The sequence below is a fragment of the Skermanella aerolata KACC 11604 genome, from assembly GCF_000936425.1.
GTDB classification, from domain to species: domain Bacteria; phylum Pseudomonadota; class Alphaproteobacteria; order Azospirillales; family Azospirillaceae; genus Skermanella; species Skermanella aerolata.
Genome location: NZ_AVFK01000008.1, coordinates 169,342 through 196,139, shown reverse-complemented (window position 1 = coordinate 196,139; position 26,798 = coordinate 169,342). Strand labels below are relative to the sequence as shown.

27 protein-coding genes are annotated in these 26,798 nt (G+C 61.5%); 13 read left to right on the top strand and 14 right to left on the bottom strand.

Annotated elements, in window-relative coordinates; genetic code table 11:
* Positions 1 to 10: 10 nt before the first annotated feature.
* Both N826_RS12920 and N826_RS12915 read right to left on the bottom strand, forming a co-directional pair.
* Entirely contained in the window at positions 11 to 340 is a 330-nt protein-coding gene (locus N826_RS12920) for a DMT family transporter (RefSeq protein WP_044429287.1), read from the bottom strand.
* 25 nt (positions 341 to 365) lie between these two features.
* On the bottom strand, positions 366 to 926 hold the full coding sequence (locus N826_RS12915; protein WP_044429422.1) for a TetR/AcrR family transcriptional regulator: 561 nt from the start codon (positions 924 to 926) through the stop codon (positions 366 to 368).
* Between the two features lie 182 nt (positions 927 to 1,108).
* Here N826_RS12915 and N826_RS12910 point away from each other — a divergent pair, with 182 nt between their 5' ends.
* The 9 genes from N826_RS12910 to N826_RS12870 all read left to right on the top strand — a co-directional run bounded on the left by N826_RS12910 (position 1,109) and on the right by N826_RS12870 (position 8,079).
* On the top strand, positions 1,109 to 1,846 hold the full coding sequence (locus N826_RS12910) for an SDR family oxidoreductase (RefSeq protein WP_044429286.1): 738 nt from the start codon (positions 1,109 to 1,111) through the stop codon (positions 1,844 to 1,846).
* 60 nt (positions 1,847 to 1,906) lie between these two features.
* The gene (locus N826_RS12905; RefSeq protein WP_044429284.1) at positions 1,907 to 2,707 is read left to right on the top strand and encodes an SDR family NAD(P)-dependent oxidoreductase; all 801 of its coding nucleotides are present in this window, start codon (positions 1,907 to 1,909) and stop codon (positions 2,705 to 2,707) included.
* 3 nt (positions 2,708 to 2,710) lie between these two features.
* Entirely contained in the window at positions 2,711 to 3,364 is a 654-nt protein-coding gene (gene nthA / locus N826_RS12900; protein WP_044429283.1) for a nitrile hydratase subunit alpha, read from the top strand.
* Positions 3,361 to 4,017 carry a nitrile hydratase subunit beta gene (gene nthB, locus N826_RS44775; RefSeq protein ID WP_044429280.1) on the top strand — a complete coding sequence of 219 codons (657 nt, stop codon included), beginning with the start codon at positions 3,361 to 3,363 and terminating at the stop codon, positions 4,015 to 4,017. Before nthA ends, nthB begins: the two co-directional genes overlap by 4 nt.
* Positions 4,014 to 4,262 carry a nitrile hydratase accessory protein gene (locus N826_RS44770; RefSeq protein ID WP_211099269.1) on the top strand — a complete coding sequence of 83 codons (249 nt, stop codon included), beginning with the start codon at positions 4,014 to 4,016 and terminating at the stop codon, positions 4,260 to 4,262. The genes nthB and N826_RS44770 overlap by 4 nt, the downstream gene beginning before the upstream one ends.
* A gap of 66 nt (positions 4,263 to 4,328) precedes the next feature.
* A complete protein-coding gene (locus N826_RS12885; RefSeq protein WP_044429279.1) occupies positions 4,329 to 5,318 on the top strand; it encodes a tripartite tricarboxylate transporter substrate binding protein in 990 nt (329 codons plus the stop codon).
* Positions 5,319 to 5,332: 14 nt separating this feature from the next.
* Complete coding sequence (locus tag N826_RS12880) at positions 5,333 to 5,806, top strand: tripartite tricarboxylate transporter TctB family protein (RefSeq protein WP_044429278.1); 474 nt, start codon at positions 5,333 to 5,335, stop codon at positions 5,804 to 5,806.
* Between the two features lie 4 nt (positions 5,807 to 5,810).
* On the top strand, positions 5,811 to 7,295 hold the full coding sequence (locus N826_RS12875) for a tripartite tricarboxylate transporter permease (RefSeq protein WP_044429276.1): 1,485 nt from the start codon (positions 5,811 to 5,813) through the stop codon (positions 7,293 to 7,295).
* Positions 7,296 to 7,365: 70 nt separating this feature from the next.
* On the top strand, positions 7,366 to 8,079 hold the full coding sequence (locus N826_RS12870; protein ID WP_044429274.1) for a hypothetical protein: 714 nt from the start codon (positions 7,366 to 7,368) through the stop codon (positions 8,077 to 8,079).
* A gap of 48 nt (positions 8,080 to 8,127) precedes the next feature.
* On the opposite strand, the gene N826_RS43010 is transcribed toward N826_RS12870, so the two are convergent.
* The 3 genes from N826_RS43010 to N826_RS12855 all read right to left on the bottom strand — a co-directional run bounded on the left by N826_RS43010 (position 8,128) and on the right by N826_RS12855 (position 10,005).
* The gene (locus tag N826_RS43010; protein ID WP_147040479.1) at positions 8,128 to 8,706 is read right to left on the bottom strand and encodes a hypothetical protein; all 579 of its coding nucleotides are present in this window, start codon (positions 8,704 to 8,706) and stop codon (positions 8,128 to 8,130) included.
* A gap of 189 nt (positions 8,707 to 8,895) precedes the next feature.
* The gene (locus N826_RS12860; RefSeq protein WP_044429271.1) at positions 8,896 to 9,351 is read right to left on the bottom strand and encodes an Rrf2 family transcriptional regulator; all 456 of its coding nucleotides are present in this window, start codon (positions 9,349 to 9,351) and stop codon (positions 8,896 to 8,898) included.
* Between the two features lie 111 nt (positions 9,352 to 9,462).
* Positions 9,463 to 10,005 (bottom strand): hemerythrin domain-containing protein, encoded by a 543-nt coding sequence (locus N826_RS12855; RefSeq protein WP_044429270.1) that lies wholly within the window; start codon positions 10,003 to 10,005, stop codon positions 9,463 to 9,465.
* A 467-nt stretch (positions 10,006 to 10,472) separates the two neighbouring features.
* Between N826_RS12855 and N826_RS12850 the strand changes: the two genes are divergently transcribed.
* Positions 10,473 to 10,772: a DUF2934 domain-containing protein gene (locus tag N826_RS12850; RefSeq protein WP_044429267.1), complete on the top strand. Its 300-nt coding sequence runs from the start codon at positions 10,473 to 10,475 to the stop codon at positions 10,770 to 10,772.
* Between the two features lie 59 nt (positions 10,773 to 10,831).
* Here the strand turns inward: N826_RS12850 and N826_RS12845 are convergent, their stop codons facing one another.
* The 5 genes from N826_RS12845 to N826_RS12825 form a co-directional block, all read right to left on the bottom strand.
* Positions 10,832 to 11,809, bottom strand: a complete 978-nt coding sequence (locus N826_RS12845) for an alpha/beta fold hydrolase (protein WP_052831143.1) — start codon at positions 11,807 to 11,809, stop codon at positions 10,832 to 10,834.
* A gap of 4 nt (positions 11,810 to 11,813) precedes the next feature.
* Positions 11,814 to 13,370 (bottom strand): SpoVR family protein, encoded by a 1,557-nt coding sequence (locus tag N826_RS12840; RefSeq protein ID WP_147040481.1) that lies wholly within the window; start codon positions 13,368 to 13,370, stop codon positions 11,814 to 11,816.
* A 112-nt stretch (positions 13,371 to 13,482) separates the two neighbouring features.
* Positions 13,483 to 14,790 (bottom strand): YeaH/YhbH family protein, encoded by a 1,308-nt coding sequence (locus N826_RS12835; RefSeq protein WP_044429265.1) that lies wholly within the window; start codon positions 14,788 to 14,790, stop codon positions 13,483 to 13,485.
* Positions 14,791 to 14,810: 20 nt separating this feature from the next.
* Complete coding sequence (locus tag N826_RS12830) at positions 14,811 to 16,757, bottom strand: PrkA family serine protein kinase (protein ID WP_044429263.1); 1,947 nt, start codon at positions 16,755 to 16,757, stop codon at positions 14,811 to 14,813.
* Positions 16,758 to 18,078: 1,321 nt separating this feature from the next.
* The gene (locus N826_RS12825) at positions 18,079 to 18,618 is read right to left on the bottom strand and encodes a hypothetical protein (RefSeq protein WP_147040483.1); all 540 of its coding nucleotides are present in this window, start codon (positions 18,616 to 18,618) and stop codon (positions 18,079 to 18,081) included.
* Between the two features lie 193 nt (positions 18,619 to 18,811).
* Between N826_RS12825 and N826_RS12820 the strand changes: the two genes are divergently transcribed.
* The 3 genes from N826_RS12820 to N826_RS12810 all read left to right on the top strand — a co-directional run bounded on the left by N826_RS12820 (position 18,812) and on the right by N826_RS12810 (position 22,365).
* Entirely contained in the window at positions 18,812 to 20,566 is a 1,755-nt protein-coding gene (locus N826_RS12820) for a methyl-accepting chemotaxis protein (RefSeq protein WP_044429257.1), read from the top strand.
* 130 nt (positions 20,567 to 20,696) lie between these two features.
* Positions 20,697 to 21,164: a RidA family protein gene (locus N826_RS12815; RefSeq protein WP_044429255.1), complete on the top strand. Its 468-nt coding sequence runs from the start codon at positions 20,697 to 20,699 to the stop codon at positions 21,162 to 21,164.
* A 40-nt stretch (positions 21,165 to 21,204) separates the two neighbouring features.
* Positions 21,205 to 22,365 (top strand): GNAT family N-acetyltransferase, encoded by a 1,161-nt coding sequence (locus tag N826_RS12810; RefSeq protein WP_044429254.1) that lies wholly within the window; start codon positions 21,205 to 21,207, stop codon positions 22,363 to 22,365.
* A gap of 3 nt (positions 22,366 to 22,368) precedes the next feature.
* Here the strand turns inward: N826_RS12810 and N826_RS12805 are convergent, their stop codons facing one another.
* The 4 genes from N826_RS12805 to clpS form a co-directional block, all read right to left on the bottom strand.
* Positions 22,369 to 23,484, bottom strand: a complete 1,116-nt coding sequence (locus N826_RS12805) for a CaiB/BaiF CoA transferase family protein (RefSeq protein ID WP_044429252.1) — start codon at positions 23,482 to 23,484, stop codon at positions 22,369 to 22,371.
* 2 nt (positions 23,485 to 23,486) lie between these two features.
* Positions 23,487 to 23,999 carry a hypothetical protein gene (locus N826_RS12800; protein WP_052831177.1) on the bottom strand — a complete coding sequence of 171 codons (513 nt, stop codon included), beginning with the start codon at positions 23,997 to 23,999 and terminating at the stop codon, positions 23,487 to 23,489.
* A gap of 158 nt (positions 24,000 to 24,157) precedes the next feature.
* The gene (gene clpA, locus N826_RS12795) at positions 24,158 to 26,458 is read right to left on the bottom strand and encodes an ATP-dependent Clp protease ATP-binding subunit ClpA (RefSeq protein ID WP_044429248.1); all 2,301 of its coding nucleotides are present in this window, start codon (positions 26,456 to 26,458) and stop codon (positions 24,158 to 24,160) included.
* A gap of 6 nt (positions 26,459 to 26,464) precedes the next feature.
* Positions 26,465 to 26,791: an ATP-dependent Clp protease adapter ClpS gene (gene clpS, locus N826_RS12790; protein ID WP_044429246.1), complete on the bottom strand. Its 327-nt coding sequence runs from the start codon at positions 26,789 to 26,791 to the stop codon at positions 26,465 to 26,467.
* Positions 26,792 to 26,798: the final 7 nt, after the last annotated feature.

Sequence of the window (26,798 nt, the reverse complement as noted above, 5' to 3'; positions counted from 1 at the left end):
GCACCGTCCCTCAGTGGCCGACCGATCTCGAGAACAGGTTTACCACAACCACGCCAGCCACGATCAGGCCCAGGCCGAGCATTGCCGGCAGGTCGAGCGGCTGCTTGAACCAGACGACACCAACCAAGCTGATGAGAACGATTCCGAGCCCGCTCCAGATCGCGTAGGCGACGCCGACCGGCAAGGTCCGCAGCACGAGCGACAGGAAGAAGAACGACGTCCCGTAGCAAGCGGCCATGACCAGAACAGGCAGCAGCTTCGTGAACTGCTCCGATGCTTTCAGGGCCGACGTGCCGATGACTTCCAGCACGATGGCGGTGAACAGAAACGCGTATGTCATTCGGCTTCCCCCGATCCGGCGTCGGTCATGATCTCGTCAGCGCAATGAGCCGGTCGGCGATCCGGCCGCGCATGTCTTCGTCTATGCCGTACAATCCGCAGACATCGGCCAGCCAGAGACCGTCGGCGGCCAGCCGGGCGATCATCGGTCCGACCGGATCCGTCCCCTCCGCCGCATCTGCCGCACGTTGTTCGGCCAGCCTCGCCCGCCAATCCGCCATCAGGGAAGGGTCGGACATGAAGGCGGCGCTCAAGGCCCCCCATCGCCGGATTTCCTGATCGGGTTCGTCGACGACAGTCCGGACATAGGCGCGGGCGCTGCGGCCATGGGCATCCGGATCGTTGCCGGCCTGCCCCGCGACCTGCTCCATGAAGCGGTCCGAGATGTCCTGCACCATCGCCATCAGCAGCGCGTGCTTGCTGGGAAAGTGGTGCAGCAGCCCGCCTTTGCTGACCCCTGCCCGCTTGGCGACCGCTTCCAGCGTCAGGGCGATGACGCCACTTTCCGTAACCAATTCCCCGGCCACGTCGAGAAGACGCTGTTGGGTAACCTCGGGCTGGCGTTTGCGGGGTGAGTTCTCGTTCATGGAAAGCAACATACCGTCTGGACGGTATGTTGCCAAGAGGTTGTCGGATTGCTCATCAGGGGAGTGGACATACCAGTTTGGGCGGGTGAAACTGTGCGCATCCCGAATACTCCGGGGGACAGATTAATTCCGGAAACGAACAACCGAACCGCGGCAAACGCGGTCCGCTGGGGGAGTAAGAAATGCGATTGTCCGGCAAAACCGCCCTTGTAACGGCAGCAGCGCAGGGAATCGGACGCGCCACCGCGCTGGCCTTCGCGCGTGAGGGCGCCGATGTCATCGCCACCGATGTCAATATGGAGAAGCTGTCCGAGCTTGAAGGCACCCAGGGCCTGAAGGTCCGGGCGCTCGACGTGCTCGACGCCCAGGCCATCCAGTCGCTGGCCGGCGAGCTGGGCGCCTTCGATGCGCTGGTGAACTGCGCCGGCTATGTCCATCACGGCACGATCCTGGAATGCGGCGAGAAGGACTGGGACTTCTCCTTCGACCTGAACGTCCGCAGCATGTACAGGATCATCCGCGCCTTCCTGCCGGCCATGCTGGAGCGCGGCCAGGGCGGTTCGATCGTCAACATCGCCTCGGTCGCATCCTCGGTGAAGGGCATCCCGAACCGGTTCGTCTATGGCACCAGCAAGGCGGCGGTGATCGGATTGACCAAGTCGGTCGCGGCCGACTTCGTGACCAAGGAGATCCGCTGCAACGCAATCTGCCCCGGTACCATCCAGACGCCGTCGCTCGACGACCGGATCGCGGCCCAGGGCGACGCGGAAGCGGCCCGTAAGGCGTTCGTCGCGCGCCAGCCCCTGGGCCGGCTCGGCACGCCGGAGGAAATCGCCGCCATGGCGCTCTATCTGGCCAGCGACGAATCCGCTTTCACCACCGGCCAGATCCACGTGGTCGATGGCGGCATCAGCATCTGATCGACCGGTCTTGCCGAACCGACCGCAAGTCCGGAACCAACCGCAAGGAACGCATCGAAAATGGCTGACGTGACCGTCGCAGACGTCGAGGCAGCGCGAGCCGCCGCCCGCTATCCCAGCCTCAAGGACAAGGCTGTTCTGATCACGGGAGGAGCTTCGGGGATCGGAGCCTCCACCGTCGTTCACTTCGTCGTTCAGGGGGCGAAGGTCGCCTTCATCGACCGCGACCAGGCCGCCGCCGAGGCACTGCTCGGCACAATCAAGGAAGCCGGGGAAACGGCTCCCCTGTTCGTCGCCTGCGACCTGACCGACCTCACCGCCGCCAAGGCCGCCGCGAGCCGGATCGAGGAGTCGCTCGGGCCGATCCGCGTGCTGGTCAACAACGCGGCGCGCGATGACCGGCACAAGATCGCCGATGTCACACCCGAATACTGGGACGAGCGCCTCAACGTTAACCTGCGGCACCAGTTCTTCATGGCGCAGTCGGTGGCGCCCGGCATGGCGAAGGCCGGCGGCGGCTCGATCGTCAATTTGGGCTCGACCTCCTGGATGGTCTGCACCGACGATCTGGCCGTGTACCAGGCGGCCAAGGCCGGGGCGGTCGGCTTGACGCGCGGGCTCGCCCGCGACCTCGGACCCTCGCGGATCCGGGTCAACCATGTGGCGCCCGGCTGGATCATGACCGAGCGTCAGAAGACCCTTTGGGTAACGCCGGAGAAGCTTGATGCGACGCTGGCCCGCCAATGCCTCAAGGACGAGTTGCAGCCCCACGACGTCGCCCGCATGGTCCTGTTCCTGGGCGCCGACGACAGCATGATGCTGTCCGCCCAGACCTTCATCGTCGACGCCGGGACGGTCTGACCGATGGGCGGCCACGATCATAGCCATGGCCATAACCATAGCCACGGCCATGGGCATCCCCATGCGGCGCCGGCGTCTCCCCTGGCCGAGCGCGTCAAGTCGCTGGAAGCTCTGCTTGTCGCCAAGAAGCTGGTCGATCCAGACTCGCTGAACGCGCTGATCGACACCTACGAGCACAAGGTCGGTCCGCGCAACGGCGCCAAGGTCGTGGCAAGGGCCTGGTCGGACCCCGCCTACAAGGAGCGGCTGCTGCGCGACGCCACCACGGCGATCGCGGAGTTCGGCTTCACCGGGCGGCAGGGCGAGGACATGGTCGTGGTCGAGAACACGCCCGCGATCCACAACATGGTCGTCTGTACGCTCTGCTCCTGCTACCCGTGGCCGGTGCTTGGCTTGCCGCCCGTCTGGTACAAGTCCGCTCCCTACCGGTCCCGCGCCGTCATGGACCCCCGCGGAGTGCTGCGGGAGTTCGGCACGGTCCTCGGCGACGAGGTCGAGGTTCGGGTGTGGGACAGCACGGCGGAACTCCGGTATCTGGTGCTGCCGGAGCGTCCCGCCGGTACGGAAGGCTTCAGCGAGGAGCAACTGGCCGAACTGGTCACCCGCGACAGCATGATCGGCGTGACCAGGGCCAAGACGCCGGAGAGCGTGCCATGAACGGCGCCCACGACATGGGCGGCATGCATGGCATGGGGCCGATCGACACCGATCCGAACGACCCGCTGTTTCATGCCGAATGGGACAAGCGGGCGTTCGCGATCACCCTCGCCCTCGGCTTCCATGGCCGCTGGAACATCGACACCTCCCGCCATGCCCGCGAAAACCGGCATCCGGCCGATTACCTCGGCAGCAGCTACTACGAGATCTGGTTCAAGGGGGTCGAGCGGCTGGCGGTCGAAACCGGCCTGGTCTCGGCGGAGGAACTGGCGACGGGGGAACCGGCCGCTATTTCCCAAACCCCGCCGCCCGATCCGGCACGCGTGGCCGCGATCCTCGCCAAGGGCGCCAGCGCCAAGCTCGACGACGACGTGCCGGCCAAGTTCAATGCAGGGACGAAGGTACGCGTTCTCGACATCACGACGCCGGGCCATACCCGGGTGCCGCGCTACTGCCGGGGCCGGATCGGCACGATAGACCGCGACCATGGCGTCTATGTATTTCCCGACACCCATGCCCATGGCCTGGGCAAGAAACCGCAGCACTGCTACAGCGTCCGCTTCGGCGGCCGCGACCTGTGGGGCGACGCCGCACCGTCGAACGATACGATCTATGTCGATCTGTGGGACGACTACCTGGAGGCAGCGCCGTGAAGCCGGGAGACGAACCGCCGTTCCGCGAACCCTGGGAAGCCCATGCCTTCGCCATGACGGTAAAACTCCACGAGGCGGGCCATTTCACATGGCCGGAGTGGGCGGCGGTCCTGTCGGAGGAGATCGCCGAAGCCCAGAAACGGGGCGATCCGGACCTGGGAACGACCTACTACCATCACTGGCTACGGGCACTCGAACGCATGGTGAAGGAAAAAGGGCTGGTACTGCCGGGGGAACTTGCCTGAAACTAATCCAGCGCATCGGCTGATACAAAAAACCAAAAAAGCACTGAAAAACACTGGGAGGGAACCATGAAAAGAAGAACATTCGTCCGCACCTGCGCGCTGGCCCTGACCGCCGTCGGCGGATTGCTGGCGATGGGACAAGCTCCGGCTTTGGCGGCATATCCCGAGCGTCCGATCACGATGATCGTCCCGTGGGGCGCCGGCGGCGGCACCGACGCCACGGCGCGTATCGTCAGCAGCCTGCTGGAACGGACGCTTGGGCAGCCGATCAACGTCGTCAACCGGACCGGCGGCAGCGGCGTGGTGGGCCATCAGGCCATCGCCAGTTCGGCGCCCGACGGCTATACGCTGGGTCTCGCGACCGTCGAGATCGGCATGATGCATTGGCAGGGGCTGACCCAGCTCACCTATGCCGACTACACGCCGCTGGCGTTGATGAACGAGGACCCGGCTGGGCTTCAGGTCGCCCAGGACAGCCCGTACAACTCGGCCAAGGACCTGCTGGAGGCGATCCGCGCCAAGCCGGGCACCATGAAGGCTTCCGGCACCGGTCAGGGCGGTATCTGGCATCTGGCGCTGGCCGGTATGCTTCAGGATGCCGACATCGCTCCGCAGGCAGTCGCCTGGGTGCCCAGCCAGGGAGCGGCGCCCGGTCTTCAGGACCTTGTCGCCGGCGGCGTCCAGATAGCGCCCTGCTCCATCCCGGAAGCGCGGTCGCTGATCGATGCGGGGCGGGTCAAGAGCCTCGCCATCATGGCGGAAAAGCGCCACCCGCTGTTCCCGAACATCCCGACGCTGAAGGAACAGACCGGCATCGACTGGACCATGGCCGCGTGGCGCGGCGTGGTAGCACCCAAGGGCCTGCCCGACGACATCGCCCAGAAGCTGACTTCGGCGTTGAAGCAGGTCTATGACAGCGCCGAGTTCAAGGATTTCATGAACCAGCGTGGCTTCGGGATGGTCTACGCGTCCGGCGAGCAGTTCGGCACTTTCATGTCCGAGAGCAACGACAGCCTGGGCAAGGTGATGAAGGCGGTCGGGATCGCCCGGCAGTAAGGGCGGCAGCTGCAATGCGGATCAACGACGCGATCCTGGGAGCGGTCCTTCTGGCCTTCTCCCTCGCGGTCGGGGTGTATGCCCGGACCTTTCCAGCCATACCGGGTCAGGAGTACGGTGCATCCGTATTCCCGACCTGGATCTCGATAGCGTTGGGACTCTGTTCGGTCGTCCTCATCGCGGGCGGCATGAGGCAATGGGCCGAGACAGGGGCCGTCTCGCTGGCGCCGTGGGCGCGCTCCGGCCATCACCTGCGCACGCTGGCGATCACGATAGCGCTGGTGATCTTCTATATACTGGCCTCGACGCCGTTGGGATTCATCCCGACGGCGTTCATAGCACTTGTCATCCTGTTCGGCGTTCTGGGTGTCAAACCCTTGCAGATTCCGGTCCTGGCGGCGGGCATCACGATGGCTGTGCATTACGGATTTTACAGCCTTTTGCGGGTGCCGCTGCCATGGGGCGTCCTAACGCCCTGGGCTTGGTGACGCCATGGATGCGATTCTTCTTGCAGCCCAGTTGGTCTTCCAGCTCGACGTGCTGGTCACCATCGTCCTGGCCGCCCTGTTCGGCCTGTTCGTCGGCTCCGTTCCTGGCCTGACCGCCACCATGGCGACGGCGCTCCTAGTGCCGATCACCTTCTTCATGTCGCCGGTAGCCGCCATCGGCGCCATCGTCACCTGCTCGGCGATGGCGATCTTCGCGGGCGACATTCCCGGAACCCTGCTGCGCATTCCCGGCACTCCGGCATCCGCCGCCTATACCGATGAAGCCTACGCCATGACCCGCAAGGGTCAGGGGGAACTGGCGCTGGGGGCCAACCTGCTGTTCTCCGCCCTGGGCGGGTTGTTCGGCACGGCCGTCCTGATCGTGGCGGCGCCCTCGCTGGCCGAGGTGGCGCTCCAGTTCAGCTCGTTCGAATACTTCTGGCTGGCCTGCCTCGGTTTGACCTGCGCCACCGTGGTCGGATCGGGTTCGACGATCAAGGGGCTGGTCAGCCTGATGATCGGCCTTCTGGTCGCGACCATCGGGCTGAACAACCCGGCAGGCGTGCCGCGCTTCACCTTCGGCAATGTCGATCTGATGGGCGGGATCGACTTCATCGCGGCGATGATCGGCCTGTTCGCGGTGTCGGAGATCTTCCGCTACGTCCTTGGAATGTCGGCCGACACCAGCAACGTCCAGGCGCCGGCCGGCAACCTGTTCACCGGCTGGGGCAGGCTGTTCAAGCAGTACTGGCGCCAGTCGCTTCGCGGCAATGTGCTGGGCACCGCGATCGGCGCCCTGCCCGGCGCCGGGGCCGACATCGCGGCCTGGGTCAGCTACGCCGTCAGCAAGCGGTTCTCCAAGACGCCGGAGAAGTTCGGCACCGGCCATGTCGAAGGCATCATCGAGAGCACGTCGAGCAACAACGCAGCACTTGGCGGCGCCTGGGTCCCGGCGCTGGTGTTCGGCATCCCCGGCGACAGCATCACCGCCATCGTCATCGGCGTGCTGTACCTGAAAGGCATGAATCCTGGACCGACGATCTTCATCAACAACCCGCAGGATATCTACGCCGTCTTCCTGATCTTCATCCTGGCGAACATCTTCATGGTGCCCGCCGGCTGGGCAGCGATCAAGTCGGCGAGGCTGCTGATGCGGGTACCCCGCAACGTGCTGATGCCGACGATCCTGCTGTTCTGCATCGTTGGCTCGTTCGCCATCAACAACTCCGCCTTTGGCATCAGCGTCATGCTCGCCTTCGGCTTGCTTGGCTTCATCATGGAGGAGAACGGCTTTCCGATAGCCCCAACTATCCTGGGGATCGTCCTGGGGCCGCTGCTGGAGGAAAACTTCGTCACGTCGATGATCAAGTCGGACGGCAGCTTCCTGGGCTTCTTCGAAAGGCCGCTGGCTGCGGGCCTTGGGATCATAACGCTGGCGATCTGGATAGTGCCGCTGGCTCTGTACTTCTGGCGCAGGTCGAGGGGGTAGTTCACGACTTATTAAGCTTAACAAACGATAACCATGACATCACAGGCCCGAATCGTGCGGAGCTTTGCCGATGTCATTGAACTTCCTGGTACGGGGCAAGGTGGACCAATTGCCCCAGCCGCAGTCGGATGCGGAAACCAAACAGTTGCCCGCAATCGCGCAGTCTCTCTCACAGCCTCTGGCGCCGCCAACCCCGGCGGCGCTCAGAGGCACACCACGCGATCGCGCCGCAGCATCCGGCGGCGCCCCGTCCTTCCATGCCGGCGAGACGACGATGACGGACGACCTCCAGGCTATCGCCAACCTGATCGGGCAGCTCAGCGACGACGAACCGGACTCACTCCCGGCACGGGCACTGGTCGCCGTCACGGCGGAAGAACCCCGAAAGGCTCCGGAAAACAGCAGTGCGCGGGAGGACTCCTTGTTCGATGAATACCAGGCCACCCTCGCCCGCCTCGAAGTGTCCAAATCCAGCGGCGAAGGCCTGCTATCCCAGATCGAGACGTTTTCCAGCACGCTGGAGCGTCAGGTCGCCGAACTCAGCATGGCGCGCGTGTCCATGAGCAAGCTTGCTACGGACAATAGCCGGCTGGTCAACGAGAACGACCGGCTACGCGCCATGCTGCGGTCCCTGCTCGAAGCGATCGACGCCGATGCCCGCCGCAACAACGAGAGCATCGCTGCGGCCGAGCGGCGGTTGCGCGATCTTAGCCGCCAGCCGCAAGCCGGCGACCGCGACCGGCAGAAGCAGGGTCCCGCCCGCGGCTTGGTAGCGGAAGGCTGACTGGAACGAAGCAAGCGCGCGTCCGGATACTGTCACCCGATGAGCAGATCAGATCCGGACGTGCAGCGCTTCCAAGTCCTTCAGGATTGCAGCTTCAGGCATGATCCCAGTCTGAGAGGGCATGCAGGAAAACCCAAAATTGATGCTTCTGTATCCGTGGGCAATCGAGTCACCATAATTGACGAACCCGATACAGGAAAATTTTCGTTTTTCTAACGAAAACCTCATCAGCTTGTACGTCTTATCGTTCACCCTGACGCTTGGCAACGTCTCCCATGCTTCAGCTTCATTCTTGATCATATCGAAGTCGCCAAGTAGAGATTGAGGCTCTCTATGGCCCATCATCGTCTTGGCGCCGGCAAGATAGAGCATGGTGGCCATGCGATTGCTGCTACTCTCGAATGCCCGTCCATATCCGGTCGCGACATGCTCGACAGTGTTGGTCGTCGACATCCAGCAACTTTTTTCGCCAGCTGGCTTCAGATCGCTACGAGAACTTTGTATGCGGAAGTTCGCACAATCCACAGGTCCGTCCCGCCCGGAGAAATAAGCTTCCTCAGTAGACTGACAGGCTACGCTGGCTAGAACAACGCCAGCCAGCAGTCCGATTCTCAACATGAAATTCATTATCGTAGTTCCTGAAGCGCTTGGCATAGCGGATTACTCGAATATTCATTCGAACGAATCCTATGATTTCTCACGCACAGCCAAGGCTTTCCAATAGCCTCGTCTTCCTAGAACTAACGATGCGGAAACATTATCTTCAAGAAAATTCTTTGGTCTTTGTCGGTCCGCGACTATAAGTCACTATGGAGCTCACTCGGGTTCAGCCATCAGAAGCTCGGCCAGCTTGGCCTTGGGCACCACCAGTTCCGCCAGCGTATGCTGGTCCAGCACCTCCAGGAATGCCAGCAAAGCCTTGTTCAACACACCTTTCAGTACGCAGGCGCTTACGATCTTGCAATCGGTTCCGCGTTCGGCAGCCCCATTGGAAGCGAAACAGTGGACCAGGGCCATGTCCTGCTCCATTTTCCGTACGACATCGCCGATCACGATCTGAGAGGCTGGACGCGCTAGGCGAAGCCCACCATTCCGTCCCCGGACGGTTTCGATAAATCCCTGAAGCCCAAGCTGGTGAACGACCTTCAGGAGATGGTTGTTCGAGATGCCGTAATGATCGGAAATCTGCCTGATAGTGACCAGCTCATCGCTCCTGACCCCGAGATAGATCAGCACCCGCAGCGAGTAGTCCGTATAGGTGGTCAGATGCATGGCGCTCTCCGTGCCCTCGGCAACAAATAATGCGCCCTGTATATATGTTTCCCGAAGGCTGCGGAGTAGGTTTGTATCGCCCCCCCCCTACTCCGCAGCGCTAGCTCCGCGTCAGGCTTCGCTCAGGAGCAATGCCGAAAGTCTCTGGAAATGCTCTTTGCCACCTTCCAGCGGATCGTGGCCTTCCTCGGCGTTCGCCTCCAGTTCCGCCCAGTCCGCCGCCGACAGGACTCGCATCGCTGCGGGAAGCACGTCTCCGACCTCCCGCATCATGTGATTGCGCTGGAAATCGACATAGTCGACCGCAGCCTTGATGAAGACTTCGCGTGGCATGGTCGCGTCGCCGATCAATTGCTCGACCAGATTGGCGAACTTGCTGCTGATCTGGTGCATGTTGCGGTGATCTTCGAGCAGGGTGTCGATCTGACTCGCCATCGCCGGTTCGCGCTCCTTCAGCTTGACGAAGATCGCATCTTCCTTGGGGTGATGGTAAAGGTCGGGGAAGCTCTGGGTGTACTCCATGATCAAGTGCAGCAGGTCGAGATCGGGCGAAACCGACTCCGCGAACAGCATCACCTGGCGGTCGATCAAATGAAGCAGCTTGGCGATCGTGCGGTGTTCTTCGTTGATGGTCGTGATGAGAGAAGATGCCATGGAAAATCTCCTTCCTGTCCGTGACAGGACGATCCGGCAGCGTCGGACCCCTGAGTGGGCAGTCCTTGTTTTTACCGTGCCACAGCAGACTCTATGCCTCGCCTCAACTTCTTGCGATGCGACAAACTGTGCTCGCAATCATACACCGCGACCATGAACGGTGACGACTTACCGGCTAAGGCTGAGCAGGATCACCATCAGCAGCAGGGCACCGCCTAGGATCAAAAACAACGGATCGATGCCGGAGCGGCGCTTCTTGACGGGCTTCATTGATTTTCCCTCCCCATTGGCCGAACAACTCCGACCCGATCATCCTCCCAAACCCTGGTCTCGATCCAGTGCGATCTTTGCCCGGCGATTTGTGTCGATCCGCCAGGGATGAATATCGGGGACTCCTGTTGACTTAAAGCAATCCGCGGGATGTGTTTGACCCCATCCCACCCACCCCTCCGACCTAGGAAAGCACGATGGACCTAGAGCGCATCAAACAGCGGGCTTATGAGCTTTGGCAACAGGAAGGCCAGCCTGAAGGCAGAGAACAGGACCATTGGGATCAGGCAGTTCGCGAGCTTGGCGGCAACCCGGACCAGAGCGGCACCCAGCTGGATTCCGGCGCCGACGGCGACACCGTGCCGAACAACCTGACCGAAGCAGCCGACGCCCTGCGAGGAGTTTCCACCGGAAGCACGGAAGGTACCGACGCCGACCAGTTCGGCAGCCAAGCGGCGGAAGCCGAGGCAGAGAACCAGAAGGGCAGTGGCGTCTAGACCTTATCGCTGATGTCAGGAAAGCTTCGGCCAGTGAATGCGGGGCTGGCCGAAGCGGCTCAACCGGTAAGACCCAGCTTCCCGACCCGCTCATCTATCCGCTCGGCTATCCGGTGGATGGCAGCGACAACCGCATCGGTCCGGGCATGATGCAGCATGTGCCCCACCCCGGGCAGTAGTTCCAGCGTCGATCCTCTTACGATCTTGTGCAAAGGCTTCGCATGGTATTGCGGCCAGACGATCCTGTCTTCGGATCCCGACAAGATTGCAACAGGGACTTGGATCTGAGGATAGCGGTGGTACATGGAGGCGGCACCTGCGACCATGGCGGAGAAATCCTCGCCATTCGAGCAAAGTTGTTTAGGCCGCAGCAGCATGCCACCGGGAAAGCGCTCCTGGAAATAGTCCGGGACGGGATCGGGCGAGAAGATCCGGTCGATCATCGCCGACAGGTACATCCGCCCGAAGTCCGCCGACATCGTATGCGCGCTGATCGGCCCGACCATGGGAACGCCGTTCAACATGATCGGCATCAGATCAAAACGGGGTGTCGGGAAGCAGTAGCCGGCTAGCGATACGATGCCGCCGACATGTTCAGGGAATTGGACGGCATAAGCCAGCGCAACGGTTCCGCCGAGGGAGTGGCCGACGATGATCGGCTTCTCGACGCCGAGCAAGCCCATGGCCTCGTGGATCATCCGGGCTTGCCCGGCCATCGACGCGGAAGTGGTCGATACGAACTGAGCGGGACGCGTGCTGTATCCGTGCCCCGGCCTGTCGATGACGATCGTGCGATAATTTGCCGATAACGGGCCAAGCAGGGACATCGCCATGTCTTCGGCCTGCATCAAGGCGCCGTGGATCAGCAGGACGGGCGGACCGGAGCCGCGCTCGACATAGTGAAGCCTGGAACCGTCGGACAGGTCGATCATCCTGCCGATCGGTGGGTTGTCCAGTTCGGCTTGGGCGGCGCGTCGGTTACTATCGTAGGCAAGACCAAGCAGCATGCCTGCTCCCAGCGCAAGACGTCCGCCCATCACCTCAACTCAATAGAAGCGAACTGGCGGAAACGGTGTGTTCCTTCAGGACCGCGTCGGTGGTCGCATCGACCTCGACCAGCATGACCTCGTAGCCCCAAAGGTTGGCAATATGCCGCAGGACGGCGCGAGCGTCGCTCTCGTCCAGCAGGACCCGGTTGATGACCCGGTGCTGAAGGATGAGCTTGCGGTCGCCCGCCAAGTCCACATCCACGATCTGGATGTCCGGCTCGAGATACCCGATGTCGTACTGACGGGCAAGCGCCTTGCGGAGCTTCCGGTAACCACGCTCGTTATGGATCGCCTCCACCATCATTTCCGGCTCGGAGGCGTCGTTGCGGACCTCGAACATCCGCATCTTGCGCATCAGGTGCGGGCTCAGGTACTGGAGAACGAAGCTCTCGTCGCGGAAATTGGCCCAGGCCTCCCGCAACGTCCCCATGGCATCGCCGTTGCCGGCGAAATCGGGGAACCACTGGCGGTCCTCGTCGGTCGGCTTGGTGGCGATACGTTCGATATCCTCCATCATCGCAAAGCCGATGGCATAGGGGTTGATCCCGCTGAAGCGAGGATCGTCGAAATTCGGCTGGAAGACGACGCTGGTATGGGAGTGAAGGAACTCCAGGTACGCACCGTCGCTCATCAGTCCCTTCTGATGCAGACGGTTCATGATGTAGTAGTGGGTGTATGTGGCACACCCTTCGTTCATCAGCTTGGTCTGCTTCTGCGGATAGAAGTACTGGGCAACGCGGCGGACGATGCGCAGGATTTCACGCTGCCACTGATGCAGGCGCGGCGCCTTCTTCTCCAGGAAATAGAGGATGTTCTCCTCGGGCAGCGCCAGCAGCGCCTTGCGGTTCTCGACCGCCGAAACGGCTTCCTTGACGCCGGGCTTTGTCGGAACCGTGCGCCAAAGGTCGTTGTACATCTTGCGGTTATATTCCTGCCGCTCGTCCTCACGCTTCTGCTCTTCCCGAAGGTCGAGCGGCTGCTTGCGCGGATAGCGGTGGACGCCATGGCTCATCAGCGCATGGGCGGCGTCCAGCGTGCGCTCGACCGCCTGATGACCGTAGCGCTCCTCGCATTTGAGGATGAAGGTCTTGGCGAACTCCAGATAGTCCAGGATACCCTTGGCGTCGGTCCACTGGCGGAAGAGATTGTTATTCTTGAAGAAATGATTGTGGCCGAATGCCGCGTGCGCGATCACCAGCGTCTGCATCGTCATGGAATTCTCTTCCATGATGTAGCTGATGCAGGGACTTGAGTTGATCACGATTTCATAGGCCAGACCGCGCAGCCCCTTGCGGTACATGGTCTCGTCCTGCGCGAAATGCTTGCCGAACGACCAGTGCTTGTACATCAGCGGCATGCCGATGGACGAGTAGGCGTCCAGCATCTGCTCGGCCGTGATCACCTCGATCTGGTTCGGATAGATATCCAGTCCCATCTCGTCGAACGCGATCCGCTCGATCGCGTCGTAGGCGCGCTTGATCTTATCGTAATCCCAATCGGCGCCTTCGTAGATCAACTGGTTAGGGCTGTCGAGCATCTGCATGGACATCTACCGTTCCTCTGGCAATCCTCGGAGACTATCCGTCACGTGACCGTCTCATTGGAGCGACCGTCTATACTACCGCCATTTTACACTGGAGCCGTTTTACGCTGGCGCCGTTTTACGTCGTCGCAGTTTCGCGGGAAAACAGCTCCCGGAACACGGGGAAGATTTCCCTACGCGTCCGGACCTTCCGCATGGCGATCGGCGCTCCCGGTTTCGCCACCAGCTTGTAGGTCCGCCACAGGTCCGTCTCCCGGCCGAGCGTCGCCCCCAGCGCGCCGCCAAGTCCGCCTTCGTAATCCTGGCTTACTTCAATATAAGCGAAGTATTGGCACATTGGCAGGATAACGTTCTCCAGCAACGCCGCCGACTTGGCATTGTCGTTGGACATGTTGTCGCCGTCCGAAGCCTGCGCCGCGTAGATGTTCCAGTCGCCTTCGGGATACCGGTCGGCGATGATCCGCTTCATCTCCTCCAGCGCCGTGGAAACGACGGTGCCGCCGGTTTCCGCACTGTAGAAGAACGTCTCCTCGTCCACTTCCTTGGCTTCGTGGGTGTGCCGGATGAAGACGATGTCGACGTGGCGGTAACGCCGCTTGAGGAACAGGAAGAGCAGGATGAAGAACCGCTTCGCGAGGTCCTTCATATGCTCGGTCATCGAACCGGAAACGTCCATCAGGCAGAACATGACCGCCTGGGCCACCGGCCTAGGAACGCGTTCGAACCGGTTGTAGCGTACGTCGACCGGGTCGAGGTAGGGGATCAGCCGGCTCCGCCGCATCTGGCGGTCCAGTTCGCCGCGAAGTTCCAGCAGCCGGTCGTCGTCGGTGCCGTTGGCCTCGAGGTCCGAAATCTCCTGCTCAAGCCTCTCGATCTCCTCCGGCTTGGGCCGGCGGAGAGCGATGCGGCGCGACAGGCTGTTGCGCATCGTGCGCACCAGATTGAGGTTGCTGGGCGAACCGCTGGAACTGTAGCCTGCCCGATGAAGCGAAAAGCTCTCGGTCTGCTTGATCTTCTGCTTCACGAGATCCGGCAGCTCAAGGTCTTCCATGAAGATGTCGAGGAATTCCTCCCGGCTCAGGACGAACCGGAAGTCATCCTCGCCTTCTCCGTCCGGGGCGCCTTCCGAGCCGCCCCGTCCGCCTCCACCATCCGGCCTGGGAATGGTATCGCCTTCGACGAACTCCTTGTTGCCCGGCACCACATGCTCGCGCAGGCCGCCCGAGGCCGAGCGGTGGAACGAAGGTTCCCGCACGCCACCCGTGGATATCGAGATCTTGTCGCCGTTCTCGATATCCTGGATGTTGCGCTTGCCCGAGCTGTCACGCACCGCCTTGACGATCTGCTCCTTGGCGCGGCGCAGGAAGCGCTGGCGGTTTGCCAGGCTTTTGCCCTTGGGATTGAGGCGCCGGTCAATGATGTTCATGTCAGCGATATTCCCTTCCGTCAGCCGGCCTGCTTCACTCTCATGTACCACTCGACCAGCCGGCGAACCTGACGTTCGGTGTATCCACGCGAGGTCATGCGTTCGACGAAGTCGGAGTGCTTCTTCTCGGTATCACTGTCTTTCTTGCTGCCGAAGCTGATGACCGGCAGCAGGTCTTCGACCTGACTGAACATGCGCCGCTCGATCACCTCGCGGATCTTCTCGTAGGAAGTCCATGGCGGGTTGCGGCCGGCGTTGTTGGCCCGGGCACGAAGGGCGAATTTCACCACTTCGTTGCGGAAGTCCTTGGGATTGGCGATACCCGCAGGCTTCTCGATCTTCGTCAGTTCCTGGTTCAACAGGTCGCGGTTCATCAGCTGGCCGGTATCGGGGTCTTTGAAGTCCTGATCCTCGATCCAGGCATCTGCATAATCGACATACCGGTCGAACATGTTCTGTCCGTAATCGTGATACGACTCCAGATAAGCCTTCTGGATCTCGTTTCCGATGAACTCGGCATAGCGGGGAGCCAGTTCACCCTTGATGAACTCAAGATAACGCTTTTCCGTGTCTTCGGGGAACTGTTCACGCTTGATCGACTGCTCAAGCATGTACATCAGGTGGACAGGGTCCGCCGATATCTCCGTATTGTCATAATTGAAGGTGGCGGCCAAGACCTTGAAGGCGAAACGGGTCGAGATGCCTTCCATGCCTTCGTCGACGCCGGCGGCGTCGCGGTATTCCTGCATGGAGCGGGCCTTGGGGTCCGTTTCCTTCAGGGTCTCGCCGTCGTAGATCCGCATCTTCGAATAGATGCCGGAGTTCTCGTGTTCCCGCAGACGGGACAGGACGGAGAATCGGGCCATCATCTGAAGAGTAGCGGGCGCACAGGGCGAGTTCGCAAGGTCGCTGCCCTGGATCAGCTTATGATAGATGCTCTGTTCTTCGGTGACCCGCAGGCAATACGGCACCTTGATGACACAGATGCGGTCGATGAAAGCTTCGTTGTTCTTGTTGTTCTTGAAGGTCTGCCACTCCGCTTCGTTGGAGTGGGCCAGGATCACGCCCTGGAATGGCATGGCGCCGATGTTCTCGGTGCCGACATAGTTGCCTTCCTGGGTCGCCGTCAGCAACGGATGCAGCATCTTGATCGGCGCTTTGAACATTTCGACGAATTCCAGGATACCCTGGGTCGCCCGGTTCAGGCCGCCGGAGAAGCTGTAGGCGTCGGGATCGTTCTGGCTGAACATCTCGAGCTTGCGGATATCGACCTTGCCGACAAGGCTTGAGATATCCTGGTTGTTCTCGTCGCCGGGCTCCGTCTTCGACACGCCGACTTGACGCAGCTTCGACGGCATCAGGCGTACGACGCGGAACTTGGAGATGTCGCCGCCGAATTCGTCGAGACGCTTGACCGCCCAGGGGCTCATCAAGCCGGTCAGGCGGCGGCGCGGGATACCGAACTTGTCTTCGAGCACCGGACCCATCTGTTCGGGATCGAACAGCCCGAGCGGGCTCTCGAACAGCGGGCTGACATCCTTGCCGGCCTTGAGCGCATAGATCGGCTGCCGTTCCATCAACGACTTGAGACGCTCGGCGAGCGACGACTTGCCGCCTCCGACCGGTCCCAGCAGATACAGGATCTGTTTACGCTCTTCCAGACCCTGGGCCGCATGCCGGAAGAACCCGACGATCCGCTCGATCGTCTCTTCCATGCCGTAGAATTCGTTGAAAGCGGGATATACCTTGATCGTGCGGTTCATGAAGATGCGGCCAAGACGCGGGTCTTTCGCCGTATCCACAACCTCCGCTTCACCGATGGCGGCCAAAAGTCGCTCGGCGGCCGTGGCATAGATCAGAGGATCATTCTTGCACGCTTCGAGGTACTCGAAGAGGGTCATCTCTACTTCTTTGCGACCCTCATAGTTTTGCGAGTAACGGGAGAACAGGTCGTCGGCCGGGAACATCGGTCACTCCTCTTTCAAAGGGTCTCCATTGGTCCTACAGCGCTCGACTGGCTTCATCGGTAAATTTTTCCGCCAGGGCTGCCGCAGGCAACGAAAGCAGTCACTCCTCCCCGCCGAACTTTAAGGCTGTCCTTTTCTATATCGCTACTTGGCCGGCACGCTGACATTCCGGCTTCATAACGATTTAGCCTAGAGCATGGGCGGTTCATGTTCATCGAATCGATAAGCTTAGTCTCAAAGAGATTTATGACGCCGTACGTAAATTGCCAGCGTTGGCCGAAGCCGGATTCGTTGGAAAAGGATATGTCAGCCACACTGCCCAAATCATACCCGTATGCTTGCCGTACAGTTTGACAATTCGATGGCAAAACGGAGTATACCGCACTGCGGCTTTTGGGCGCGATTTTATTGCTTGCACGACGCCATTCTTGGTGCCTGTCGGGTAGCGGGGACCGAGGCCGTGACGGCAAACCTTCAGTGCGGCGGTCGGACCGTGAGGTCCGGCTGGAGCTGTGATGGTCTGCGGTTCGTTGCGTCAAGCCGTCACCCTTTCAGACACCATGATGGTTAATCGTTACGTTAAGTGGCAGTTAGTTAACAAGGAGTTTCGGGCACCTGTGGAGTCTGAGCAAGTGTGGAAGTTACATCGGCATTTTCATCAGGTGGAATGTCGACGCATTCCGTAACGACACTGAACCGCCTGTACGTGGCGAACTTGCGCGCTCTCCCTGGTTTTCCGGGGGTCCTCATCAACGCAGCAAGGCTTCTGCGACTATCGAAGCCTGAATCAGTATCTTCCCATGCGCTGTGGTTTATCAAACACACCCAAGCTGTACTCGTTCCGCTCCATTCGGCACTCCCATCAGATCGCCATAGCGTCTACCGCTCATGCTTTTCGAGCGACTCGGCCGAAGGTTTTCGCGATGTCGAGAGCACCGGCGCCGCAACCAGAAGGTCACGCCACTGTTGTAAAATAGGAACAGGAGGTGAGAAATGGAAGATCGGCTTTTCGAACTATCCGCGGGCAGCGCCAGTGCGGAAAATCTAGCGGATTCGCCTAAAGCTCCGCCGGTGCCGGAACCGGCGGAGACACCGGACGTAGGTCCGGACGAGGAGCAAACAGGCATCATACCGGGCGAGATACCCGGACGGCCGACGGACCCTTCCGACCCGCGTTTCCCCGGGAGTCAGCCGGACCTCGCTTGAAGCGCGTGCGGTTTCAATTTCGCAGTATGGTGAAGTGCCGCACCGCTGCCGGCCGCGTCAGACGACGGGGCTGGCGTAGCGCGGACCAAGCTGGCAGTTCAGTCGGGTCGGCGGTTCAGTGGACTGAAGCCGCGGAACCGGGACCGGCGGCAAAGGCCAAGTCCAACGCCAAATCGCGGTAGGGCAGCATCAAACCCCGCTGGGAGAAAGCGTCGGCGAAGCGTGTGGCTGCCAACGTCAGTTCTTCATTGCGGGAAGTCCCGGACAATGCCTGGGCTGCCGCTTCGGCCAGCGCGGAATGACCGCGCTGGCAGGCCGCCAGGAGTACGAGCAGGGTAGCTTCGTCGTCGCCAAGTTCGGCGCAGCAGAGTTGGTGATGAGTGACGGTGCGGCGGGCCGTTCTGCGCAAGCAATCGACCAGTTCCGCCATGGCCACGGCCGCATCGTGCCCCGCCGCCTCGCCGCAGCGCCGACGCAACCCGCGCAGAACGGTTTCCCATTGCTCGGGAGCCTTGTACCTGAGCCCCATGACCCAGCGCCGGAAGGCCCACAAGGTCAGCGTTTCGGCATCGTCATGTTCGGCGTGATCCAGGTCCAAAGCCGCTTCCTGGTCGCGATGGAGAGAGGTGGAGGCACTGAGCATCTGGTTCGACACGGCCGTCTCCATGAAATTGATAATCACTCGCATTATTGAAATACACGTTTTGAGAATCAGTCGCAAGAAACTTTAGCAGGGTGACTGGTGTGTCCAACCGCCGCGAGATGCCGCAAATTAACGATTAATTCGCAAAACCTACTGAGACTGTTCCTACTGGGGAGTAAGTAAATAATTCTGCCGGGAGGCGAAAGTGATCGGCACTTTGAAGATAAAATACAAGATCATGCTGATCGTAGCCGCCGGTCTGGCCGGCCTGATTGTCGTCGCCAGCATATCGCTGATGACGCTGCGGTCCCAAATGTTTTCCGAACGCCAGGGGCAGACGCAGCACCTGATCGAGACCGCCATGACCCTGGTCGATCACTATGCCCAGGCGGCCCGCGACGGTGCTTCTTCCGACGATGCGGCCCAGAAGGCGGCATTGGCAGCGCTGTCCTCGCTTCGCTACGCGGACGGTGAGTATTTCTTCGTTCTGGACCCGGCCGGAACCGTCGTGGCGCATGGCGCCGACCCCCGCCTGGTCGGCAAGAACCTCAAAGCCGTCAAGGACCAGAATGGCGTTGCCTTCGTCGCGAAGATGCTGGAGGGAGCGGTTGCCGGAAACGGCGTGACCGTTCGGTATGTCTGGCCCAAGGGCAAGGATACCGCGCCGCAGCCCAAGATCGCTTTTGCCAAACGCCATGAATCATGGGGCTGGGTCATCGGCTCCGGCATCTATATCGATGACGTCAACAAGGCCTTCGTCGTAACCGCCCTTCAACTGGGTGGCGCGTGTCTTCTAGTCGTCCTGTTGCTCGGAACCGTCGCCATCCTACTTGGCCGCGCGATCGTAAGGCCGATTCCGGTCATGCAACGATCCATCGCCGCCGCACGGAGAGGCGACCTTTCTCAGACCGTCAGCATTTCCACGGGCGACGAGGTTGCCGAAATGGCCCGTGACTTCAACCATCTGCTGGAAAGCCTGCGCAGCAGCATCGGTGAAGTCGGTCTGGCAAGCGGATCGGTATCCGCGGCGTCGGTGGAACTCACGGCTTCGTCCGAGGAGATGAGCCGAAACGCGGAATCGATGAACAACCGCGCCGACGATATCAGCCACGCGATGAACGGCGTCGTCGCGGCAGTCGGCGAACTGTCCAGCATCGCAGGCCGCTTGGCGGAAAGTGCCGACAGCGTAGCCGCGGCATCGGAGGAAATGACCGCTTCGATCAGCGAGGTGGCACGCCACGCCGCCAACAGTTCGGATGTCGCCCATCAGGCGTCCGCCGCCGCCGGGCAGGCACGCGACACATTGGGAGGCGCCGAAGCGGCGATCGGATCGGCGGTCGAGGACATCCGCCAGCTTTCCGCCAACAGCGCCGAAATCGGCGAAGTGATCAAGGTCATCTCGGACATCGCGGAGCAGACCAACCTTCTGGCGCTGAATGCCACGATCGAAGCGGCACGCGCGGGCGAGGCCGGAAAGGGGTTCGCCGTGGTCGCCACCGAGGTCAAGAACTTGGCTACCCAAAGTGCTCGTGCCGCCGAGAACATCGCCCAGCGCATCACCGCCACCCAGGAGCAGACCGGTCGCTCCGTCGCCTCCATTTCTCAAGTCGCCGACGCCATGACGCGGGTTTCCGGGTCCATCGGAGCCATTCACGGCGTGATCGCGCGGATCGATGAGATAGCAGCCGCCATCGCGACGGAGGTCGCCCAGCAGACGGCAACTACCAGCGAGATCGGGCGCAATGTCAGTCAGGTGGCGGATTCGGCAAAGACGGTAGCAGCCGATACCGGGCAGACCGCAGATCAGGCGAATATGGTCCACGACGCCTTGCTGACCATGGTCGAGATAGCGCAGAGCACGGCGGCAGGTGCGACCGAAACGTCCAGTGCAGCCGGTGAACTGAGCAGGCTTGCGACGATCCTCGACCAACTCGTCAAGGGCTACAAGCTGGCAGCCTGACGGCCCCTTTTCTCCCTCATGCGGCCCTGCTCTGGCTTGCCGCCGCGTGTCCGGCTATGGTCTTGGCCTCCGGCGCCGGCGAGCGGCGATCCGGACAATTTGCCACAGGCAACAACAAGGGAGAAAGAACATGGCGGGCACCATTGCGGCGCGTCTTGCGGAACTTGGCATCGACCTGCCGAAGCTGCCGGCACCGGCCGGCGCCTACGTCCCGTACACGATCTCCGGCAAGATGCTGTTCATCTCCGGGCAGATCCCGATGCGCGACGGCGCGCTGTCCCATACCGGCAAGGTCGGCTCCGACCTGTCGGTCGAGGATGGTTATGCCTGCGCCCGCGTCTGTGCCCTGAACATCCTGGCCCAGGCAGCGGCGGCGTGCGGCGGCGATCTGGACAAGGTGGCGCGTTGCCTGAAGCTGGGCGGATTCGTCAACTGCGGTCCGGACTTCAACGACCATCCCAAGGTGATCAACGGTGCGTCGGAACTGATGCTCCAGGTCTTCGGCGACAACGGCAAGCATGCTCGTTTCGCGGTCGGCGCCCCCTCCCTGCCGCTCGGTTCGGCTGTAGAGGTCGAGGCGATTTTCGAACTCTTGTAATCGTCTTGCGCCGCACCGCAAAAACTCTAATTCTGTAGGCATGCCAGACGGAAAAGATACTGTTACGGTCAAGGTGATGCCGGGCATCGGTGCGATTGACGCCGCCGCCTGGGATGCCTGTGCCGGCGAGGAAAACCCATTCCTCAGTCATGCCTTCCTTAAGGCGCTTGAAGACAGCGGGTCCTGCCGCGCCGCGACCGGGTGGCAGCCGCAGCATCTTGCGCTGGAAGCGCCCGACGGCAGCATTATCGGAACGGTTCCGCTCTATCTGAAAAGCCATTCCTCCGGCGAATACGTGTTCGATCACGCATGGGCCAATGCGTACGAACGGGCGGGCGGCAGCTACTATCCGAAACTTCAGGCAGCGGTGCCGTTCACTCCGGTAACCGGCCCGCGCCTGCTGCTTCATCCGAGCGCGCCGGAAGGGGCGGCCCAGGCATTGATAGCCGCCCTCGAGCAACTGGCGCTGAGGCATCAGGTTTCCTCGGTGCACGTCACCTTTCCGACCGAAGCGGATTGGGAGACCTTGGGCGAAGCAGGCTGGCTCCAGCGAATCGGCCAGCAATATCACTGGGAGAACCGAGGCTATGGCAGCTTCGACGATTTCCTTGGCGATCTGAACTCCCGCAAGCGCAAGAGCATCCGCAAGGAACGGCGCGAAGTCGCTGAAACCGGCGTCAAGATCCACACGCTGACCGGCGACGATCTTCGCCAGGAGCATTGGGACGTCTTCTACAAGTTCTACATGGACACCAGCGACCGGAAGTGGGGCAGTGCATACCTGAACCGCAAGTTCTTCCGCCTGCTGGGTGAAACCATGGCCGATCGGGTCGTGCTTATCCTGGTCGAGGACGACGGCGAGTGGGTCGCGGGCGCCCTGAACCTTCTCGGTGCCGATACCTTGTATGGCCGCAACTGGGGATGCAACGCTACCTACAAGCACCTACATTTCGAAGCGTGCTACTACCGCGCCATCGATTTCGCGATCGAGCGCGGGTTGAGCAGGGTCGAAGCCGGTGCGCAGGGTCAGCACAAGATCCAGCGCGGCTACCTGCCGACTCCGACCTATAGCGCCCACTGGATTCGCGACCCCGGCTTCCGATCGGCGGTCGAAGACTACCTGAAGCGCGAGCGGGTTGCCGTCGCCCAGGATATCGATGCCTTGATGGACGACAGTCCCTTCCGTCAGGAGAACGGATAACGGTCAGCCGCGCCACCGGGATAGAACCGACTCTGCATCGCCGTGAACCAGAGGCGGTCGCTCGCGTGGCAGCGCTCCATCGACCCGCAGGCCCAGGAAGGTCTCCACCATAGGCTCGGGACCGCCGGTGACCTTCACCTGTCCGCGAGCAGCAATATGCGGGTGATCAGGCACATCGGCCAGTTCCGCGACGGTTTCCAGACAGCAGTCCACCCCCGCGAACAGCGACTCCCAATGACCCAGCGTTTCGGCCGCGAAGATTGCGGCCACTTCGGCGATCAGTCCGGTCTGTGGGATCGGATCCGAGTGCCGGCCGATCAGTTCGGGCTTGCCGATAGTCGTGCAGAAAGTCGCCCAAAACTTTTGCTCGATGGACCCGAGGCTGACAAAGCGGCCGTCGGCAGTCCGGTAGATCCTGTTATACGCGGCTCCGCCCGTCAGCATGTCCTCCCCAGGACGGGGAGGATGGCCGCGGCGGGCCATCGTCAGCGGCCAGGATTGCCAGCCGAGCACGGTTTCCATAAGGCTGATGTCCAGATAGGCGCCCCTGCCCGTTCGTGACCGGCGGAACAGGGCGGCCGAAACCGCGGCGACTGCCTGTATGGCGGCGGAATGATCCGCCACCGGCGGATAGCTCATGACCGGCGTCCCGTCGGCGCCGGATGCCACCAAACCGCCGCCCAGCGCCATATAGTTCAGATCGTGGCCAGCGCGCAGGCGGTAAGGACCGCCCTGCCCCCAGCCGGACAGAGCCACGTGGATCATTCCGGGATTTATCGCTTCCAGCCGGGAATAGGGAAACCCGAGCTTGTCCAGCGTGCCAGGGCGAAAACTCTCGACCAGGACATCGGCATGCTCGACCATCACCTCGAACGCAGCCCGGTCTTCCTCGCCCTTGAGATCGAGCAGGATGACGGTCTTTCCGGCATTCACCAGCTTGTAGCCTGGAGCCAGACCGTCGCTGTCGACTCCGCCAAGGCGTCGCATCGGGTCGCCCGCCGGCGGTTCGACCTTGACGACATCGGCGCCAAGATCGGCCAGCATCTGGCCGGCATAGGGTCCTGGCAGATATTGGCTGAGGTCGAGTACCCGAATTCCCTCCAGCAGCGTATCCACCATTGTCAGCCGGTCCCGAACTTCAGCAGGCCAGGCGCCTTGTCGATGATTTCTTCCAGGATGGCCTCTGCCGTATCGAGGTCGGCCGCAAGTCCCGCGCTCAGTCTGTTCAGATAATCGGGCCGCCGCAATTTCTCGCGCGCCTCGTAGAGGCTGTGCAGTTCCGCGATGAAGATTTCGCGTGCTCCCAGCGGCAGGATCGTATTGGCCGAGAGCACGAAGAAGAACCGCATGCTGGCCTTGATCAGCAGGCCGAGCATCAGGATGTCCATCCGCTCGAACTCGCTCTTCAGATCGTCCGCCTTGCCGTCGGCGATATGCTTCAACCGTCCTTCGATCAGGATGCAAAGCGCCTTGAACTCGCCCACCTTGTCGCGGAAGTGACGGTAGGCGATGAAGCTGTTGTTGGCAGCTTCCTTCTGGGCATCGACCGCGAGCTTGGCCGCTTCCCTGGCCTGTCGCTCCAATGCGTGTAGCAGGCCTTCGACTTCACTGCGCTTATAGGTGCGTTGAACCACGGGGAGCATCCGGCGAGTAGCTGGGATCCAATCTATTAGCATGCGATGCGAGTGGCGTCACGTGAACACGGCGGCAGTTTGTTGCCCTGCGGCAAAAACGAAGGCGGGGCTCCGAAGAGCCCCGCCGCCGCAATCTTCACCGGATCGTCAGTTTGCCGTCAGTCCACCATCTCGGGGACTTTTTCCTCTTCGTGATCCGTCGGCGGCGGATCGGGGTAGATGAAGGTCAGCTTGTCGTCGGCGACCGCCACCTTGACATTGCCGCCCTTCGCCAGCTTGCCGAACAGCAGTTCCTCGGCCAAAGGTTTCTTGATGTTCTCCTGGATCACCCGGGCAAGCGGCCGGGCGCCGTAAAGCGGATCGTAGCCCTTCTTGCCAAGCCACTCCCGAGCCTCGTCGGTCAATTCGATCGACACGCCCCGGTCGGTAAGCTGGGCTTCCAACTGGATGACGAACTTGTCGACGACCTGGCCGATGACCTCGGGCGACAAAGCCGAGAAGGGAATGATGCTGTCGAGACGGTTACGGAATTCCGGCGTGAACATCCGGTTGATCGCCTCCGTATCCTCTCCGACTCGCGCCGCCCGCTCGAACCCGATTGCCGGCTTCGCCATGTCGGACGCACCTGCATTTGTCGTCATGATCAGGATCACATTGCGGAAATCGACCGTCTTCCCGTTGTGGTCCGTCAGCTTGCCGTGGTCCATCACCTGCAACAGAATGTTGAACAGATCAGGATGCGCCTTTTCGATTTCGTCGAGCAGTAGCACCGCATGCGGATGCTGATCGATGGCGTCGGTCAAAAGCCCACCCTGATCGAAGCCGACATAGCCCGGAGGCGCACCGATCAGGCGCGATACCGTATGACGCTCCATATACTCGGACATGTCGAAGCGGATCAGCTCGATCCCCAGCGTCAAGCTGAGCTGGCGCGCCGCCTCGGTCTTGCCGACGCCGGTAGGGCCGCTGAACAGGTAGTTGCCGATCGGCTTCTCCGGATCGCGCAGGCCGGCACGGGCCAGCTTGATTGCGGAGGAAAGCGCTTCGATGGCCTTATTCTGTCCAAAGACCATGGTGCGAAGATCGCGTTCCAGGTTCAGCAATACTTCGCGATCATCGCGCGAAACGCTCTTCGGCGGGATACGGGCGATCTTGGCGACCACCGCCTCGACGTCCTTGACCTGGATGGTCTTCTTGCGGCGCGACTCCGGAACCAGCATCTGCGCGGCGCCGACTTCGTCGATGATGTCGATCGCTTTGTCGGGCAACTTGCGGTCGCCGATATAGCGGGCCGACAACTCCACCGCGGAGCGGATCGCTTCGTTCGTGTAGCGGACCCGGTGATACTTCTCGTAGTAGGGCTTGAGGCCCCGCAGGATCTTGACCGCATCCTCGATCGACGGCTCGGCGACGTCGATCTTCTGGAAGCGCCGGACCAGGGCCCGATCCTTCTCGAAGTAGTTCCGGTATTCCTTGTAGGTCGTCGATCCGACGCACCGGAGCGCACCGCTGGCAAGCGCCGGCTTCAGCAGGTTGGACGCATCCATCGCACCGCCCGAGGTGGCACCCGCACCAATCACGGTGTGTATCTCGTCGATGAACAGGATGGAGCCTTCCATGGCCTCCAGCTCGGAGAGCACAGCCTTCAGCCGCTCTTCGAAGTCGCCGCGGTACCGTGTTCCGGCCAGCAGCGAACCCATGTCGAGCGAGAAGATGGTCGCGTTTTCCAGAACGTCAGGAACTTCGCCATGAACGATACGGCGCGCCAAACCCTCGGCGATGGCGGTCTTGCCGACACCGGGATCACCCACGTAGAGCGGGTTGTTCTTGGAGCGACGGCAAAGGATCTGGATGGTCCGTTCCACCTCTTGATCCCGGCCGATCAGCGGATCGATCTTCCCGCCGGCCGCCTTCTTGTTAAGGTTGACACAATATGCCTCGAGAGCCTCAGTGCCTTTCTTCACGACCTTCTCCGCCGCAGCGTCGTCGTCAGCTCCCGATACCCGCTTTGTTTCATTGCGGCCCGGCGCCTTCGCGATCCCGTGAGAGATATAGTTTACCGCGTCGAACCTGGTCATTTCCTGCTCTTGCAGGTAATAGACCGCATGGCTCTCGCGTTCAGAAAACAGCGCAACAAGCACATTGGCCCCAGTCACTTCTTCACGACCGGAACTTTGTACGTGGATCGCCGCCCGCTGGAGCACCCGCTGGAAGCCGGCAGTCGGCTTCGCGTCTTCGGGACGATTGGTGATCAGGTTGGAGAGTTCGTTGTCGAGGTATTCACCGAGCTCGGAGCGCAACTTGTCGAGGTTGACGCCACAGGCTCTCAGGACCGCTACGGCATCCTGATCCTCGGTGAGCGCGAGCAGCAAGTGCTCAAGCGTGGCGTATTCGTGACGGCGCTCGTTGGCGTAGGCTAGGGCTCGGTGCAGGGATTGCTCGAGATTACGCGAGAGCATGCCGGGCTAATCCTTCTCCAGAGTGCATTGCAAAGGATGCTGGTGTTGGCGGGCAAAGTCCATCACCTGGGTTACCTTCGTTTCGGCTACCTCGTAAGTGAAGACCCCGCAGATGCCGACGCCACGCCGATGCACGTGCAGCATGATCTGCGTCGCTTCCTCGCGGTTCTTGTTGAAGAATCGCTCCAACACGAGAACGACGAACTCCATCGGAGTATAGTCGTCGTTCAACATCAGAACTTTGTACATCGAGGGTTTCTTCGTCTGGGGCTTGGCCTTGACGACCACTCCCGTCACGGTCCCCTCGTCCCCGTGCTTGTCGTTGTCGGCCATGGGTAAA

Bases quoted from the DNA above. Each gene is read 5' to 3' on its own strand.
- N826_RS12810 (WP_044429254.1), top strand. From the start codon at position 21,205: ATGCCAGACGGAAAAGATACTGTTACGGTCAAGGTGATGCCGGGCATC.
- N826_RS12860 (WP_044429271.1), bottom strand. From the start codon at position 9,351: ATGCATCTGACCACCTATACGGACTACTCGCTGCGGGTGCTGATCTAT.
- N826_RS12915 (WP_044429422.1), bottom strand. From the start codon at position 926: ATGAACGAGAACTCACCCCGCAAACGCCAGCCCGAGGTTACCCAACAG.
- N826_RS43010 (WP_147040479.1), bottom strand. From the start codon at position 8,706: ATGAATTTCATGTTGAGAATCGGACTGCTGGCTGGCGTTGTTCTAGCC.
- N826_RS12910 (WP_044429286.1), top strand. From the start codon at position 1,109: ATGCGATTGTCCGGCAAAACCGCCCTTGTAACGGCAGCAGCGCAGGGA.
- clpA (WP_044429248.1), bottom strand. From the start codon at position 26,458: ATGCTCTCGCGTAATCTCGAGCAATCCCTGCACCGAGCCCTAGCCTAC.
- N826_RS12805 (WP_044429252.1), bottom strand. From the start codon at position 23,484: ATGGTGGATACGCTGCTGGAGGGAATTCGGGTACTCGACCTCAGCCAA.
- clpS (WP_044429246.1), bottom strand. From the start codon at position 26,791: ATGGCCGACAACGACAAGCACGGGGACGAGGGGACCGTGACGGGAGTG.
- N826_RS12920 (WP_044429287.1), bottom strand. From the start codon at position 340: ATGACATACGCGTTTCTGTTCACCGCCATCGTGCTGGAAGTCATCGGC.
- nthA (WP_044429283.1), top strand. From the start codon at position 2,711: ATGGGCGGCCACGATCATAGCCATGGCCATAACCATAGCCACGGCCAT.
- N826_RS12845 (WP_052831143.1), bottom strand. From the start codon at position 11,809: ATGGGCGGACGTCTTGCGCTGGGAGCAGGCATGCTGCTTGGTCTTGCC.
- N826_RS12880 (WP_044429278.1), top strand. From the start codon at position 5,333: ATGCGGATCAACGACGCGATCCTGGGAGCGGTCCTTCTGGCCTTCTCC.
- N826_RS12905 (WP_044429284.1), top strand. From the start codon at position 1,907: ATGGCTGACGTGACCGTCGCAGACGTCGAGGCAGCGCGAGCCGCCGCC.
- N826_RS12875 (WP_044429276.1), top strand. From the start codon at position 5,811: ATGGATGCGATTCTTCTTGCAGCCCAGTTGGTCTTCCAGCTCGACGTG.
- N826_RS12815 (WP_044429255.1), top strand. From the start codon at position 20,697: ATGGCGGGCACCATTGCGGCGCGTCTTGCGGAACTTGGCATCGACCTG.
- nthB (WP_044429280.1), top strand. From the start codon at position 3,361: ATGAACGGCGCCCACGACATGGGCGGCATGCATGGCATGGGGCCGATC.
- N826_RS12855 (WP_044429270.1), bottom strand. From the start codon at position 10,005: ATGGCATCTTCTCTCATCACGACCATCAACGAAGAACACCGCACGATC.
- N826_RS12830 (WP_044429263.1), bottom strand. From the start codon at position 16,757: ATGTTCCCGGCCGACGACCTGTTCTCCCGTTACTCGCAAAACTATGAG.
- N826_RS12870 (WP_044429274.1), top strand. From the start codon at position 7,366: ATGTCATTGAACTTCCTGGTACGGGGCAAGGTGGACCAATTGCCCCAG.
- N826_RS12850 (WP_044429267.1), top strand. From the start codon at position 10,473: ATGGACCTAGAGCGCATCAAACAGCGGGCTTATGAGCTTTGGCAACAG.
- N826_RS12840 (WP_147040481.1), bottom strand. From the start codon at position 13,370: ATGTCCATGCAGATGCTCGACAGCCCTAACCAGTTGATCTACGAAGGC.
- N826_RS12835 (WP_044429265.1), bottom strand. From the start codon at position 14,790: ATGAACATCATTGACCGGCGCCTCAATCCCAAGGGCAAAAGCCTGGCA.
- N826_RS12885 (WP_044429279.1), top strand. From the start codon at position 4,329: ATGAAAAGAAGAACATTCGTCCGCACCTGCGCGCTGGCCCTGACCGCC.